This window comes from Dactylosporangium roseum, from assembly GCF_025264685.1.
GTDB classification, from domain to species: domain Bacteria; phylum Actinomycetota; class Actinomycetes; order Mycobacteriales; family Micromonosporaceae; genus Dactylosporangium; species Dactylosporangium roseum.
In genome coordinates, this window is sequence record NZ_CP073721.1 from 2,326,530 (window position 1) to 2,341,862 (window position 15,333).

Below are 15,333 nucleotides of genomic sequence, written 5' to 3' on the forward strand. Positions count from 1 at the left end.
CCCGGGCCGGACGGGACACCCGTCCTCTGCCTCCGGGGACACGGCGGCTGGCACCATGACTGCGTGTCCCGCTTCAAGGTGTCGACCCTGGTCGGCGGCGTGTTCGTGGTCCTCACCGCCGCGGCGACCGGCGTGTCGGCCGTCCTGGAACTGTCGGTCGACGCCGCCCGCCGGTCCTCGGACGGCCTGGAAGCGGGCTGGATCGCCGGCCTGACCGGGCTCGCCCTCGCGATCCCCGGCGGGCTGCTCGTGCGCAAGGCACCCCGCAACGCGGTCTCGTGGATCCTGTGCGTGACCGGCCTGCACTGGGCGGTTGACGGGACCGCCTCGTCGTGGGTGGCCTACGCCACGACGCGGCACCCGACCCTGCCCGGGGCGGCGCTCGCGTACTGGATGTACCAGCGGGTCGGCGCCGGGCTGCTGTTCTCGCTGCCGCTGCTGCTCGTCTTCTACCCGGACGGGAGGCTGCCGGCGGGCCGCTGGCGCTGGGCGGTGTTCGGCAGCCTCGGCGCGACCGCCGTCCTGCCGGCGACGCTGCTGTTCGTGCCCGAACGGCTCGCCGACGCCGCCGCCGCGGGGCCGGAGCCGGTCGCCGGGCGGGACCTCTCGATCGACCTGCTGACCCTGCCGCTGCCCGACGCCGTGTGGACCGTCCTGCTGCGGGTCGGCTACGCGGCCCTGCCGCTGAGCATGCTCGTCCCGTTCGCCGTGGTGTTCCGGCGGTACCGGCGGGCGGCCGGCCTCGAGAAGACCCGCATGCGCTGGCTGGTGTGGGCGGGCGTGGTCGACGTGCTCGTCATGCTGTCCACGCTGGTACTGCCGTCTCAGGTGACCAGCGCCGGGTTGCTCGCCGCCGTGACGGTCACCGGGTTCGCGATCGCCGTCGGCGTGCTGCGGCCCCGGCTGTTCGACATCGACCGGCTGCTGGGCGGTACCGTCCTCTACGGGGCGCTCGCCACGATCGTCGTCGTCGTCGACGCCGCCGTCCTGACGCTCGTCGCCACGCTGCCCGGCGTCGACCGGCCCAGCGACGGCGCGGCGCTGGTCGGGCTGCTCGTGGTCCTGATCGTGTACGGGCCGCTGCGCAACCGGCTGTGGCTGCTCGTCCAGCGCGTGGTGCTGGGGCAGCGGCACGACCCGTACCGCGTCGTCTCGGGCCTCGCCGAGCAACTGGAGCGCTCCGACAGCCCCGAGGACCAGTTGCTCGCGGTGGCGCGCGGCGTCGCCGAGGCGTTCCGGTCGCCGTACGTCGCCGTGGAGGTGTACCGCACCGGGGGCACGCTGCTCGCCGAGCACGGCGTGGCGCCGCCGGAGACGCAGATGCTGCCGATCACGTACCGCGACGAGACCGTCGGCCGGCTCATCCTCGCCGCCGGTGACCCGCGCACCGCCCTGTCGCCGAAGGACGAGCAGCTCCTCGCCGACGTGGTCCGGCAGGCGGCGGCCGCGGCCCGCTCCAGCTACCTCGCCGCGGAGCTGCAGCGCAGCCGCGAACGCCTGGTCGGGGCCCGTGAGGAGGAGCGCCGCCGGGTCCGCCGCGACCTCCACGACGGCCTCGGCCCGGCGCTCGGCGGCGTGGCGCTGCGCATCGACACCGCCCGCAACCTGCTGCGCGGCGCCGGTGACGCGGTCGCGCGCGCCGACGGGATGCTCCGCCAGGCCCGCGAGGACGTCGCGGCGGCCCTCGCCGACGTGCGCCGGCTCGTCCACGACCTCCGTCCGCCGGCCCTCGACGACGTGGGCCTCGCCGGCGCCGTCGGGCAGCTCGCCGAGCGGCTGCGCACCCCGGCCATGGTGACCCGGGTCGAGGCCACCGATCTCGCCGACCTGCCGGCCGCCGTCGAGGTCGCGGCGTACCGGATCGCGTCCGAGGCGCTGACCAACGTGACGAAACACGCGAACGCCGCCATCTGCACCGTCCGGTTCCGTCGCGACGACCACACCCTCGTCGTCGAGGTCTCCGACGACGGCGTGGGCATCCCGGCCGGCATCCCGGCCGGCGTCGGGCTCGTGTCGCTGCGTGAACGCGCGGCCGAACTCGGCGGCCGGTGCGAGATCGAGTGCCCGCCCGCGGGCGGTACCGTCGTGCGGGCGCACCTGCCGCTAAGCTCTGGAGCCCAGGTCGTCGGGGTCGATACCGGCGGGGGCCCTTCCGGAGCTGCCCCTTCCGGAGCGGCCCATTCCTGAGCGGCCCAGACAGCGGAGGTGCGCATTGGCTGACGACGTCGTGCGGGTCGTGGTGGCGGACGACCACCCGATCTTCCGTGACGGCCTGGCGATGCTGCTGGGCTCCGTCGGCGGCATCGACGTGGTCGGGACCGCCGCCACCGGTGTCGAGGCGGTCGAGCTGGCCGTGGAGCTGCTGCCCGAGGTCGTGGTGATGGACGTGCAGATGCCGGGGCTCAACGGCATCGAGGCGACCCGGCGGCTCGCCGCCGAGGCGCCCTCGGTCGGGGTCGTCGTGCTGACCATGTCCGAGGACGACGGCACCGTCTTCACCGCGGTCCGCGCAGGTGCCCGTGGTTACCTGGTGAAGGGCGCCGAGCAGGAGGAGATCGTGCGGGCCATCAACACCGTCGCCTCCGGCGGCGCCGTGTTCGGCGCGACCCTGGCCCGGCGCATCGCCGAGTTCTTCGCCGCCGGGCCGCCGTCGGCGACGACCGCGTTCCCCGAGCTCACGGCCCGCGAACGGGAGATCCTCGACCTGCTCGCCGCCGGCCGCTCCAACGCGCAGATCGCCCAGGCCCTGTTCCTGTCCCAGAAGACGGTCCGCAACAACGTGTCGAACGTCTTCGCCAAGCTCCAGGTCGCCGACCGCGCCGAGGCCATCGTGCGGGCCCGCGAGGCCGGCCTGGGCCGCTGATCCACCGTCGCCGGCACCGCAGAGCGCCGGGACAGCAAAGCGCCTGCACAGCAAGATGGGCGCATGGCGCTCATTGCTCACCTCAGCGACCCGCACATCACGACCGGGCCGCTCGCCGCCGAGCCGGCCGCCGGGCTCTACCGGGCCCTCACCAGGGTCCTCGCCCTCGAGCCGCGGCCCGACTGCGTCGTCATCACCGGCGACCTCGCCGACCGGGGCGAGGCCGGCGAATACGCGGCGCTCCGGCAACTCCTGAGCCACTACCCGATCCCGGTCCACCTCGCGGCCGGCAACCACGACCGCCGCGAACCGCTCCTGGCGACGCTCGGGCTGTCCGCGACCACCTACGTCGCCGACCACTCCGGATTCTCGGTCGTCGTCCTCGACTCGCTCGCGCCGGAGCTCGCCGACGGCGGGCAGCTCGGCGCCGAGCAGCTCGACTGGCTCGACCGGGCGCTCGCCGAGCGGTCCGGCGTGCCGGTTCTCGTCGGCCTGCACCACCCGCCGATCCGGGTCGGCATCCCGGGGATGGACGAGATCCGGCTGGTCGACGGGGACGCCCTCGCCGGGGTGGTCGCCCGGCACCCGAGCGTCGTCCGGGTCCTCACCGGGCACCTGCACCGGGTCGTCACCGCCGGGTTCGCCGGGACGACGCTGACCGTCGCGCCCAGCACGTACCGGCAGGTCGACCTCGGGATGCGCGAGGGCCGGCCGGTCGGCTTCGTCGACGAACCGGCCGGTTTCCTGCTCCACTGGCTGGACGGTGACGGCGCCGGGGCGGCCTGTGTCACCCACACCGTGCCGACCGGCCACACCGCCGCGCCCGTCGTCGCGTACTAGCGCGGGGGACCTAACGGGGGATACCGGCCTGGCACGTTTCCGGGATTTTGACCGCCCCGCCCGCCCGTACCGTGAATGACACCAGCGCATCACCACGAAGACGCATCCGAGAGGACCACCCCATGAGCGAGTACGGCGAGATCGAGATGAGCGAAGGCCACGGCAGCCTGGCCGAGGTCCACGCCGAGAGCGGCAGCGAGCAGGACTACCAGTCGCAGTACGGCATCCTCGAACAGGAGCACCAGAGCTACGAGCACGAGGAGTTCGAGAACATCCGCCACATCGAGTACACCGATGCGGCCGGCAACCACTACGAGGTCACCGAGTACACGCGCTACGAGCACACCGAGATCGAGCAGGAGCACACCTTCGCCGCCTACGGCGAGGAGGGCGGCTCCGCCGGCTTCTCGGCGGGCGAGACCGCGGAGGTCGCCGAGATCGACAGCATCACGTCGCGGCTCGAGAACTTCCTCACCAGCGGGGGCTTCGTGAGCAACAACGAGATCTCGGACTCGAGCGCCTGACCCGTCCACCCCGGATGCGGTGCCGATGCGCTCCGAACGCCGGCCGGCGAGAGCCGGCCGGCGTTCGGCGTGGGTCAACAGGCCCGCGCGACGACGGACGGTTGTCAACCGATTTCGGACCGAAATATGAGCAGCGCTCGGCGGCGGCGATGACGGAGACTGCGATCCCATGAACCCAGACGGCACCGGCAGGACGATCGGCTCCGAGCCCGACCCCGACGAGTGGCACTACCTGCCGACCCGCACCCGCGCCGGCGCGCTGCAACGCGGCCTCGGCCGGGGCGCGTTCCGGGCCAGGTTCGACCCCGCCGGCCCCGACCTGGTGAACGCGTGCATCCGCCGCGACCACCGCTGGCTCTCGACCTGCGACGAGCGCGGCACCTACCTCGCCCGCCTCGTCCGCGACCTCGGCCTGCCGGTCGGCCCGCTCGTGTCGCGGCTCTACACCGCCGACGACGAGGACAACGAGTTCACGCACGTCCTGGAGGTCCTCACCGCCCTGGGCAGGGCCGAGGTCGACGAGGTGATCGGGAGTCTGCGGCGGTACGTGCGGATCGGCCCCAACTGGTCCGGCGCCCTCGAGGCCATCGCCCGGAGCTGGCCGGCGAACTGGTGGGACGACCTCCTCCCGGCGGCGATGGACCGGCTCGGCACCGCCGGCGACCACGACCTGCGATGGGCGGGCCTGCCGTGGACCGACTGGACCGGGCGGGACGAGCGCCTCCGCGCCGCCCGCTCGCACGACGCCGCGCAAGCCGGCACCGACCAGCACGACGCCCCCGATCCCGGTCCGGGCGCCGTGCCCGCGGCCCGGGCCTGGGCGGCCGAGCCCGGCTCCGGCCGGTACTGGCTCGCCCTCACCGTCCTCGCCCGGCACGGCGACGAGTCCGACAGCCCGGCCCTGCTGGCCGGACTGGACTGGCTGGACCGCCGCCCCGACGACCTGTGCGGCTACGACCGGCTGATCGACGGCCTGGTCCGCATCGGCGGCGAGCCCGCGCGGGCCGCCCTGCCCCGGATCCGCCGCCTGTGGTTCAGCCCGCACTCCCATGAGCGCGCCTCCTACCTGCGGGCCCGCCTGGCGCTGGAGCCCGAGGAGTGCGCCGGCGCCCTGACCGAGGGACTGTGGGACTGCGAGGCGGCCGTCCGGCTGCTCGCCGTCCGGCACGTGCCGGTCGACGCCCGGACGAAACCCCGCCTGACCTACCTCCGCGACGACTCGATCGAGACCCCCGAGGTGCGGGAGGCCGCCGCCGAGCGCCTCATGCTCGAGGCGTCGGCAGCCTGACGATCACCTCACACGACGATCACCATCGCGGCGAGGACCTCACGCAGCCGCTCGCCCGGTGGCGGCAGTCCGGGGGAGCCGGCGCCGCCGAACAGCATCGCCAGCAGGACCTCGTCGCGCGTCCACAGGCACAGCGCCGACGCGTTCCCGTACCCGTCTCCGGTGATGCCCGCACACTCGGCGAGGCCGCCGACCTGCCCCGGGTCCACCGCCGCGGCGGCGCCGACCGCGGCGCCGCCCAGTTGCGCCAGCCACGCGTCCCGAAAACCGGTGAGCAGGCCGCGGTCGTCGGCGCGCCCGATCGCCGGGCCGCTGCCGCCCCACACGACCAACGTGCCCGTCCCGTCGCCGTAGGCCGCCGCGTAGGCGGTGTCCGCGCCCAGGTCGAGCGCCTGTTGCCGCAGCTCCAGGTCGGCGGGGAGCGGGACCTGGGTCATCGTCCCGATCGCTTCGGGCAGCACGACGTCGAGGCGCTTGCCGAGGACCAGGTCGGTGGAGAGCAGCACGACGAGGACGAGGACCCCGCAGATGCCGATGCCGGCCGCCCAGACGACGGCGCGGGCCGTCGACGCGGGATGGTTCGACTCCGCCGGGATCCGGGTGAGGTCCACCACGTCCCTGCTCACGTAGGGCAAGATACGGCACGGGCGCGAGCGGCGGGGGCCGCCACCGCCGCGGGTCTGCCACCGGTCTGCCACGGCGCTGTCGTGCGGACGACACCGCGCCGCAAGTGCGCGCCAAGCGAACGCCAAGCGGGTTCGTCGATCCTGTCCTCAGCACCACTTGAAGGGATCACCGAGATCCTCGAACCACCACCTCGGCCGGCCGGGCCCGCGCCCGGCGCCGACGACCATAGAGAGATGTTGATCAGAACGATGCGGTACCGCTGAGCCTGGTGGGCGGCCCCTCCCCCGATGCCGCTCACCACCTCAGCCGGTGAACAGCAGCAGGCCGGTCACCGGGTAGACCACCATCAGCCCCGAGCAGCGGCACCCGGTGACCTGCTCGGCCGTCAGGTCCTGGTACGTCGGCCGCGCCGCATACGCCGAGGCCGAGACCGGCGCGACCGACGGCGCGGTCATCCGGGCCTTCGTGGCGTCCGGCGCGTCGCCGCAGCCGGCCGCACCGGAGGCGAGCGCGAGACTGGCGAGCGCGAGACCGGCGAGCGCGAGCAGGGAACGGGAGCGGATCATCGCGGGACCTCCGGGTCTGTCACGCCACTTGTCACGCCGCTCGTCACGTCACGACGAGCGTCACCTCGTTGGTGTCGGTCGTGGTGCTGATCGGCGCCCGGGCTTGAGCTACCCGGCGAGCGCGGTCCAGGTGTCGTACCGGTGCACCGCGATGCCCGCGAACGCCGGGTAACGCTGCGCGGCCGCGTCCACCTCGGCGAGCGTGCGGCGCAGCCGGTCGCCGGAGGTGCCGTGGAAGCTGCAGTACGCGCAGTCCCCGAGCGGCTGGGTCTCCGCCGCCAGGCGGGCCGGCTTCGCCGCCTTCGCGGCCCGGTCGAGCAGGTCACCGGCGACGCCGAGCATCGAGTTCGCGCCGGTCGCGGTGGTGCGGTAGCTCATCACCGTGACGGCGTCGGCCCGCTCCAGCACGGCGTCGGCGAGCGTGGCGCCTTCGCCTGGCGGCGCTGCGACGGTCGGGAGCCAGAACGGCACGTCCAGCTCCAGCGGCAGGTCCGTCGCGGCCCGGACCGCGTCCAGGAGGGCGAGGAACCGCGGCACCAGCGACTGCCACGACGGCAGGAGATAGGGCTCCACGTCGAGGTGCAGGCGGCGGAAGAGCCCGGTCGCGGCGGCGGCCCGCACCCAGGTCAGCGCGGCGGCGTGGTCGGTCGTCCAGGCCGGCTCGCCGCCGAGGGCGTCGAGCGTGACACCGGCCTCGTCGCACAGCGCGCGGAGCTGCCGCAGGCGGGCCAGCTCGGCGGCGTCGGCGCGCGGGTCGAAGGACACGAAGATGGTCCGGACGCCGTTGGCGGTGGCCCAGGCGACGACCGGCGCGGGCCGCTCCCGCTCCCACAGCCACATGGCCCGTGTGCCCGGCGGGGCCACGGAGGTCTCCGGGGCCGGTGGGGGCAGGCGGAGCGGGGTGGCGGCGACGAGCGACGCGACCACGAGCAGGAGGCTCAGCGCCGCCTGCGCGGCGGCGTTCCGGCCCCACCAGCGCCGCACCATATCCTGCCGATCGGCGGAACGGCGGGCGATGTGAGCGTGACCTGAGCGGGACATGAGCGCAGTGTGAGCGCGCGCTGTCGATCGGGTCACGCTCGACGGGGTCGCGTTGACTGTCCCGGGGCGCGTGGGACACGATGACTGCGAGCGGTACGCGGAGGAACACCGGTGGAAATCCGGGACGGTCCCGCCACTGTGACCGGGGAGCCGTCCTCCAGCGCACGGGCCACGGCCGTAACAGGCTGGAAGGCCGGGGGACAGCGGCGATCCGGGAGTCAGGAGACTCCGGCCGCTTGTTCAGCCAGCACCTTGCGGGCGCGGACCCGCCGAAGGGATGTGTCGTGACCCCGCCGTATTCGTTCTCGGCCGTGGTCGGCCTCGCCGACCTGCGCCTGGCGCTCCTGCTCACCGCCGTTTCACCGGCGATCGGGGGCGTCCTCGTCCGGGGCGAGAAGGGCACCGCCAAGTCGACCGTCGTGCGGGCCCTGGCCGCACTGCTGCCCGAGGTCGCGGTGGTGAACGGCTGCCGCTTCGCCTGCGACCCGGCGGCGCCCGACCCGGAGTGCCCGGACGGGCCGCACGCCCTGGACGCGTCCGGCGGCCGCGGCACCCGCCGCCGCTCGGCCCTCGTAGAGTTGCCGGTCAGCGCCACGGAGGACCGGGTCGTCGGCACGCTCGACCTGCAGCGTGCCCTGGCCGAGGGGGTCAAGGCGTATGAGCCGGGCCTCCTCGCGGCGGCGCACCGCGGCGTCCTGTATGTCGACGAGGTCAACCTGCTCCCCGACCATCTTGTCGACCTGCTCCTCGACGCCGCCGCGATGGGCCGCGCCCACGTCGAGCGCGACGGGGTGTCGGTGAAGCACGCGGCGCGGTTCCTGCTCGTCGGCACCATGAACCCGGAGGAGGGGGAGCCCCGGCCGCAGTTGGTCGACCGGTTCGGGCTCGTCGTCGGCGTGAGCGCCCCGCAGGAGGCGGCGCCGCGCGCGGAGGTGGTGCGGCGGCGGCTCGCCTACGAGACCGACCCGGCCGCCTTCGCGGCGCGCTTCGCCGAGGACGACGCCCGGCTCGCCGCCCGGATCGTCACCGCCCGCGCCCTGCTGCCCGGGGTGGCGCTGCCCGACGGGGAGCTGGACCGGATCGCGCGGATCTGCCTCGCGTACCGGGTCGACGGTCTGCGGGCGGACATCGTCGTGGCGCGGACCGCGGTGGCGCTCGCGGCGTGGCACGGGCGACCCACGGTCACGCGCACGGACGTGCGCGACGCGGCCCGGCTGGCGCTGCCGCACCGGCGGCGCAGGGATCCGCTCGACCCGCCCGGCGCCGACCTCGAGCGCCTGGAGGAGATCCTCGAGCAGGAGGCGCCCGACGAGGAACCACCGGCCGGCGGCGGCCCCGACACGGGCCCGGACCCCGGCCCTTCCGGCGGCCCGGCGGACGGCTCGGACGGCGGCTCGGACGGCGGCCCGAGTGACGGCCCCACTGACGGCCCGGATGATGGCCCGGACGGCGGTCCCGGTGCGGGGCCGGGCGGCCCGGACGGCAGCGGCCGGGATCCGGATCCGCGCGGCGGCGCCGGTCCCGCCGCGGACAGCGTCGGTCCAGGGCACCCGCCCGCGGACTCCGGGGAATCCGAAGGCACCGGTGACGCTGTGCGGGCACCGTCGGCGGCGGCGTTCGCCGGAGTGCCGTACCGGCCGCGGCTGCTCACCGTCGCCGGGCGGGCGAACGGGCAGCCCGGCTCGCACGCCGGACGGCGCTCCCCGGCCCTCTCGCGGCACGGCCGGGTCGTCCGCTCGCGCCGCCCGCTCGGCGGCAAGCTCACCAGCCTTCACCTGCCCGACACGGTGCGGGCGGCGGCCCTGCGCGGTGCCCGCGCGGTCACGGCCGACGACGTGCGCGAGGCGGTGAAGGTCGGCAGAGAGGCCAACCTGGTGCTGTTCGTCGTGGACGCCTCGGGGTCGATGGCGGCGCGGCAGCGGATGAGCGTGGTGAAGACGGCCGTGCTGTCGTTGCTCCGCGACGCGTACCAGCGGCGGGACAAGGTCGGCATGATCACCTTCCGGGGCCGGCAGGCCACGACGGTCCTCGAGCCGACCGCGAGCCACGAGGTCGGCGTCCTGCGCCTGGCGGAGCTGCGCACCGGCGGGCGCACGCCGCTCGCGGCCGGGCTGCGGCAGGCGGCCCGCACGCTCCACGGCGAGCGGCGGCGCGACGCCCGCCGCCGCGCCCTGCTCGTCGTGGTCACCGACGGCCGGTCGACCGACGGTCCCGACCCGCTGACCGTCGCGCCCCTGCTCGCCGGGGTCGCCACGGTCGTGGTCGACTGCGAGTCCGGCCCGATCCGCCTGGGCCTGGCCCAGCGCCTGGCCCGGGCACTCGACGCCTCGTGCGTCCCGCTGGCCGCGCTACAGGACAGGAGCTGATCAGACATGCCCCAGGGCAAGGTCGACCACGTCCCCGACGACGGGCTCACCACGCGGCAGCGGCGCCGCCAGCACGTCCTCGCCGTCCACACCGGACAGGGCAAGGGCAAGTCGACCGCCGCGTTCGGCATGGCGCTGCGCGCCTGGAGCGCCGGCTGGCCGATCGCCGTGTTCCAGTTCGTGAAGAGCCCCAAGTGGCGGGTCGGCGAGGAGACGGCGCTCAAGGCGCTCGGCGAGACCGGCAAGGGCGGTCCCGTCGTCTGGCACAAGATGGGCGAGGGCTGGTCCTGGATCCAGCGCCCCGGCACCGAGCGCGACCACGCCGTCGAGGCCGCCGAGGGCTGGGCGCAGATCAAGCGTGACCTCGCCGAGGAGGCGTACCGGTTCTACGTGCTCGACGAGTTCACCTATCCGATCAAGTGGGGCTGGGTCGACATCGCCGACGTCGTCGCGACGCTGCGCGACCGGCCCGGCAACCAGCACGTCGTCGTCACCGGTCGCGACGCGCACCCGGACCTGGTCGAGATCGCCGACCTGGTCACCGACATGACGAAGGTGAAGCACCCCATGGATGCCGGCCGGAAGGGTCAGCAGGGCATCGAATGGTAGCCCGTCTCGTCATCGCGGCACCCGCCTCCGGGCACGGCAAGACCACCGTCGCGACCGGGCTGCTCGCCGCGTTCGCCGCGCGCGGGCTCACGGTCGCGCCGTTCAAGGTCGGCCCCGACTACATCGACCCCGGCTACCACACGCTCGCCGCCGGCCGGCCCGGGCGCAACCTCGACCCGGTGCTGGTGGGGGAGGAACGCGTCGGGCCGCTGTTCGCCCACGGCTCGGCGGGTGCCGGCCTCGCCGTCGTCGAAGGTGTGATGGGGCTGTTCGACGGCCGCACCGGGTGGGGCGAGTTCGGCTCCACCGCGCACGTCGCGCGCCTGCTCGCCGCGCCCGTCGTCCTCGTCGTCGACGCCACGGCGCAGGCCCGGTCGATCGCCGCGGTGATCCACGGCTTCCGGTCGTTCGGCGACACCCTGCACATCGCCGGCGTGATCCTCAACCGGGTCGGCTCCGACCGGCACGAGCAGATCCTGCGGGACGCCTGCGCGGAGGTCGGCACGCCCGTCCTCGGCGTGCTGCGCCGCCACGACGCCGTCGCCGCGCCGTCCCGGCACCTCGGGCTGGTCCCGGTGGTCGAGCGGGCGGCCGAGGCGACCGCGTCGGTCGACGCGCTGGCCGCCCTGGTCGCCGGCAGCGTCGACCTCGACGCGGTGCTGGCCGTCGCCCGCGGCGCGATGCCGTTCGCCGCCGAGCCGTGGTCGCCCGAGATCGCTGTGCCCGGGAGCGCCGTGCCCGGGGCCGCCGCGCCCGTGCCCGGCCGTCCGGTCGCCGCGCCCGTGGCCGGGCGGCCGGTCGTCGCCGTCGCGGGCGGGGCCGCGTTCTCGTTCGGGTATGCCGAGACGGTCGAGCTGCTCGCCGCCGCCGGCGCCGAGGTCGTCACCGTCGACCCGCTCCGGGACGAGCGGCTGCCGGACGGCACGCGGGCGCTGGTCGTCGGCGGGGGGTTCCCCGAGGTGTACGCCGAACAGCTCGCCGCCAACGCACCGCTGCGCGCCGCCGTGGCCCGGCTCGCCGCGGCCGGCGGCCCGATCGCCGCCGAATGCGCCGGCCTGCTGTGGCTGTGCCGCTCCCTCGACGGGCGGCCGATGTGCGGGGTCCTCGACGCCGAGGCGGTGATGACCCCGCGGCTCACGCTCGGCTACCGCGACGCGGTCGCCGTCGCCGACAGTGTCCTCGCCCCGGCCGGCACACGGGTCAGCGGCCACGAGTTCCACCGCACCGCCGTCACCCCGCCCGCCGGCACGACCCCCGCCTGGGCGTGGCAGCCCGGCACCCGCGACGGGTTCGTCTCCGGTTCCGTGCACGCGTCCTACCTGCACCTGCACTGGGCCGGTGCGCCGGGACTGGCCTACCGGCTGGTGGCGTCATGCGCCTGACGGTCGGTATCGGCGCACGCCCGGCGACAGGCGTGGACGAGCTCGACGCGCTCGTGCGCGAATCGCTGCCCGGCCCCGGCGACCTGGCCGAGGTGACCACGGTGTCCACAGTGGACGAACGAGCGGCGGTCGCGGGCGAGCTGGCGGCCCGTCACGGCTGGGACGTGGTCACCTTCCCGGCGCGGCGGCTCGCCGAGGTCCGGGTGCCCTCGCCGTCGGCGCGGGTGGCGGCCGCGCTCGGCACCGGCAGCGTGGCCGAGGCCGCGGCGCTGCTGGCGACCCCCGGCCCGGCCGTGCTGCTGTCCCCGAAACGGGCCTCCGGCGGGGCCACCGTCGCCGTCGCCGCCGCCGCGCCCCCGGTGACCGTGGTCGGCATCGGGGCCGACGGGTTCACCGGGCTCACCGACGCGGCTAGGGCGGCGGTCGACTCGGCCGACGTCGTCCTCGGCGGACGCCGGCAGCTCGAGCTGGTGCCCGGCCTGCGGCACCGCGGCACCGTGTGGCCGTCGCCGCTGGTCCCCGCGCTGCCGCGGCTGCTCGCCGGGGTCCACGGCCGCGCCGTGTGCGTGCTGGCCAGCGGCGACCCGATGCACTACGGCATCGGCTCGACCCTCGTCCGGCTCCTCGGCGCCCGGAACGTCCGGGTGCTCACCCACCCGTCGTCCGTCTCGCTCGCCTGCGCCCGGCTCGGCTGGGCCGTCGACGACGTCTCGGTCGTGAGCGCCGTCGGGCGGTCCGTCGACGCGCTGCGGCGCGTGCTGCACGACGGGCGCCGCGTCCTCGTCCTCAGCTCCGGGGCCGGCACGCCGGCCGAGGTCTGGAAGATCCTGGAGGACAGCGGTTTCGCGGACAGCGAGGTGACGATCCTCGAGTCGCTGGGCGGGCCGGACGAGCGGATCCACCACGACCCCGGCGCGGCGGGACCGCTGACCGTCGTGGCCGTGGCGTGCCGCGGTGCCGCCGGGGTGCCGCTGGTGCCGGGGCTCGACGACAGCACGTACGACAGCGACGGGCAGCTCACGAAGCGCGAGATTCGCGCCGTGACCCTGGCCCGGCTCGGGCCGCGCCCCGGCGAGCTGCTGTGGGACGTGGGCGCCGGCTCGGGCAGCATCGCGATCGAGTGGCTGCGCGTGCACCCGTCCTGCCGCGCGGTCGCCGTCGAACAGTCGGCGGAGCGCGCCGGGCGGATCGCCGGCAACGCGGCGCGGCTCGGCGTGCCGGGCCTGTCCGTCGTGGTCGGTGCGGCGCCGGCGGCGCTCGACGGCCTGGACCCGTCCGACGCGACGCCGGACGCGGTGTTCGTCGGCGGCGGGTTCACCGCACCGGGGGTGTTCGACCGGTGCTGGGCCGCACTGCGCCCCGGCGGGCGGCTCGTCGTCAACGCGGTCACGGTCGAGTCGGAGCGGCTCGTCGCCGAGCTCCACGCGGCGCACGGCGGCGAGCTGACCCGCATCGCCGTCAACCGCGCCGCGCCCGTCGGCGGGTTCCTCGGATGGCGGCCGATGCTGCCGGTGACGCAATGGGTGGTTTCACGATGACGGTGTACTTCATCGGCGCCGGGCCGGGCGCCGCGGACCTCATCACGATCCGCGGCCGGGACCGGATCGCGGCGTCTCCGGTATGCCTCTACGCGGGCAGTCTCGTGCCGGCGGAGCTGCTGGTCCACTGCCCGCCCGGCGCGCGGCTCGTCGACACGGCCAACCTGGACCTCGACCAGATCCTCGCCGAGCTCACCGCCGCGCACGCCGCCGGCCTCGACGTGGCCCGGCTGCACTCCGGCGACCCGTCGATCCTCAGCGCGATGGCCGAGCAGTTGCGGCGGCTCGACGCGGCGGGCGTCCCCTACGAGATCGTGCCGGGTGTGCCCGCCTTCGCCGCGGCCGCGGCCGCGCTGGGCCGCGAGCTGACCGTGCCGGGCGTCGCCCAGTCGGTCGTCCTGACGCGGACCGCGGCCCGCGCCACCCCGATGCCGCCCGGCGAGGAGCTGTCCGCCCTGGCCTCCAGCCGGGCGACGCTGGTGCTGCACCTCGCGGTGCAGCGGATCGAGGTGCTCGCCGCCGAACTGGTGCCGTGGTACGGCGCGGACTGCCCGGTCGCCGTGGTGGCCCGGGCCAGCCGTCCCGACGAGGTGATCCTGCGCGGCACCCTGGCCGGCATCGCCGACCAGGTGCGTGCGGCCGGGATCAGGCGCACCGCGGTCATCGTCGTCGGCCGGGTCCTCACCGCCGAGGAGTTCCCCGACAGCCACCTCTACTCGGCGACCCGGAAGCGGTAGCCAGGATCCGGTCGCGGACCGCCAACGGCGACGGGACGGCGGGCGGGGCCGTCCCGTCGCGGGTCTTCCCGGGAGCGCTCAGCCCAGGGCGATCCAGACGTCGTCGAGGCTGCCGTGGAACTGGTCGTTGTCGGCGCCGTCGCCCTTGCCGCCGATGCTCAGCGGCACCGTGTTCGTCACCGACAGGGTGGCGGGGATCGTCGCTGTCGCGTGGACCACGTCGTCCACCAGCAGGATCAGCGCCGTGCCGGCCCGGCGGCACTCGAGCCGGTGCCAGGCGCCGTCGGTGACGGCGACGTCCGACCGGGCGACGTGGATGCCGCGGACCACGTTGTCGGCGACCACACAACTCGGCCGGCCGGCCGCGCCGTCGACCTGGAGCTTGTACTGGCTGCCCGACGCCGAGTACCCCTTCTGGACGATGTTCTGGCCCGAGCCGGCCCGGTGCTGCCGCAACCTGATCGTCGCGCCGAAGCGGACGGGGCCGGTGCCCGGGTTGAGGTCCGGCGCGTCCGGCGCCTGGAGCACCGCGTGCGGGCACTTCTTCCCGGAGCACTTGGCCGGGAAGGCCGCCGCCCGGCCGGACGCCCGCTCCGCCAGCCGTACTTTGCCGCCGCGAGCGGTCGACGGGGTGAGCGTGTGCCCGCGGCCGGAGTCGTCGACGACCGTGCTGCCGGTGGTCGTGGTGTCGAAGGTGTACCGCGCGACGACGACCGGTGCGACGACCGGTGCGGCTGTGGATATGGCGTGCGCGGGTGTGGCGGCGCCCGGCGCCGGTCCCGCGATCCCGAACAGCAGAGCGGCGATGCTCAGCGTCGCGGCTGTGTTCCCCCATGTCTTCATGTCCGAAATGTGGCACATAATCCGTCTCCGGCCCGCTGATTTCACCAACGTGTCGCGTGCTCTCGGTAACCGATCGGTCGACCCAGGGTCACTCGAACCGGGTGAACCC

14 protein-coding genes and 1 riboswitch are annotated in these 15,333 nt (G+C 75.2%); of the genes, 10 read left to right on the forward strand and 4 right to left on the reverse strand.

Going from position 1 to position 15,333, the window contains the following annotated elements:
* Positions 1-63 precede the first annotated feature (63 nt).
* The 5 genes from Drose_RS11625 to Drose_RS11645 all read left to right on the forward strand — a co-directional run bounded on the left by Drose_RS11625 (position 64) and on the right by Drose_RS11645 (position 5,515).
* Positions 64-2,187, forward strand: coding sequence for a sensor histidine kinase (locus Drose_RS11625; protein ID WP_260728181.1), 2,124 nt, complete (start codon positions 64-66; stop codon positions 2,185-2,187).
* Between the two features lie 25 nt (positions 2,188-2,212).
* Complete coding sequence (locus Drose_RS11630) at positions 2,213-2,863, forward strand: response regulator (RefSeq protein WP_260728182.1); 651 nt, start codon at positions 2,213-2,215, stop codon at positions 2,861-2,863.
* A gap of 63 nt (positions 2,864-2,926) precedes the next feature.
* Positions 2,927-3,703, forward strand: a complete 777-nt coding sequence (locus tag Drose_RS11635) for a phosphodiesterase (protein ID WP_260728183.1) — start codon at positions 2,927-2,929, stop codon at positions 3,701-3,703.
* 122 nt (positions 3,704-3,825) lie between these two features.
* Positions 3,826-4,227, forward strand: a complete 402-nt coding sequence (locus tag Drose_RS11640; RefSeq protein ID WP_260728184.1) for a hypothetical protein — start codon at positions 3,826-3,828, stop codon at positions 4,225-4,227.
* A gap of 169 nt (positions 4,228-4,396) precedes the next feature.
* On the forward strand, positions 4,397-5,515 hold the full coding sequence (locus tag Drose_RS11645) for a hypothetical protein (protein WP_260728185.1): 1,119 nt from the start codon (positions 4,397-4,399) through the stop codon (positions 5,513-5,515).
* A gap of 8 nt (positions 5,516-5,523) precedes the next feature.
* Here the strand turns inward: Drose_RS11645 and Drose_RS11650 are convergent, their stop codons facing one another.
* From Drose_RS11650 to Drose_RS11660, 3 genes are all read right to left on the reverse strand, one after another.
* Positions 5,524-6,141 carry a hypothetical protein gene (locus tag Drose_RS11650; RefSeq protein WP_260728186.1) on the reverse strand — a complete coding sequence of 206 codons (618 nt, stop codon included), beginning with the start codon at positions 6,139-6,141 and terminating at the stop codon, positions 5,524-5,526.
* A gap of 303 nt (positions 6,142-6,444) precedes the next feature.
* Positions 6,445-6,708 (reverse strand): hypothetical protein, encoded by a 264-nt coding sequence (locus Drose_RS11655; protein ID WP_260728187.1) that lies wholly within the window; start codon positions 6,706-6,708, stop codon positions 6,445-6,447.
* Positions 6,709-6,816: 108 nt separating this feature from the next.
* Positions 6,817-7,749: a hypothetical protein gene (locus Drose_RS11660; protein WP_260728188.1), complete on the reverse strand. Its 933-nt coding sequence runs from the start codon at positions 7,747-7,749 to the stop codon at positions 6,817-6,819.
* Between the two features lie 100 nt (positions 7,750-7,849).
* Positions 7,850-7,978: riboswitch (cobalamin riboswitch) on the forward strand.
* A 55-nt stretch (positions 7,979-8,033) separates the two neighbouring features.
* Between Drose_RS11660 and Drose_RS11665 the strand changes: the two genes are divergently transcribed.
* The 5 genes from Drose_RS11665 to cobM are packed head-to-tail and all read left to right on the forward strand — an operon-like array spanning position 8,034 to position 14,381.
* Entirely contained in the window at positions 8,034-10,115 is a 2,082-nt protein-coding gene (locus Drose_RS11665) for a VWA domain-containing protein (RefSeq protein ID WP_260728189.1), read from the forward strand.
* 6 nt (positions 10,116-10,121) lie between these two features.
* Positions 10,122-10,724 (forward strand): cob(I)yrinic acid a,c-diamide adenosyltransferase, encoded by a 603-nt coding sequence (gene cobO / locus Drose_RS11670; protein ID WP_260728190.1) that lies wholly within the window; start codon positions 10,122-10,124, stop codon positions 10,722-10,724.
* Complete coding sequence (locus Drose_RS11675; protein WP_260728191.1) at positions 10,718-12,106, forward strand: cobyrinate a,c-diamide synthase; 1,389 nt, start codon at positions 10,718-10,720, stop codon at positions 12,104-12,106. The genes cobO and Drose_RS11675 overlap by 7 nt, the downstream gene beginning before the upstream one ends.
* Entirely contained in the window at positions 12,097-13,644 is a 1,548-nt protein-coding gene (cbiE, locus tag Drose_RS11685) for a precorrin-6y C5,15-methyltransferase (decarboxylating) subunit CbiE (RefSeq protein WP_313900015.1), read from the forward strand. Before Drose_RS11675 ends, cbiE begins: the two co-directional genes overlap by 10 nt.
* Positions 13,641-14,381, forward strand: a complete 741-nt coding sequence (cobM, locus tag Drose_RS11690) for a precorrin-4 C(11)-methyltransferase (RefSeq protein ID WP_260728192.1) — start codon at positions 13,641-13,643, stop codon at positions 14,379-14,381. The genes cbiE and cobM overlap by 4 nt, the downstream gene beginning before the upstream one ends.
* A gap of 78 nt (positions 14,382-14,459) precedes the next feature.
* On the opposite strand, the gene Drose_RS11695 is transcribed toward cobM, so the two are convergent.
* On the reverse strand, positions 14,460-15,224 hold the full coding sequence (locus Drose_RS11695; RefSeq protein ID WP_260728193.1) for a LamG domain-containing protein: 765 nt from the start codon (positions 15,222-15,224) through the stop codon (positions 14,460-14,462).
* Positions 15,225-15,333 lie beyond the last annotated feature (109 nt).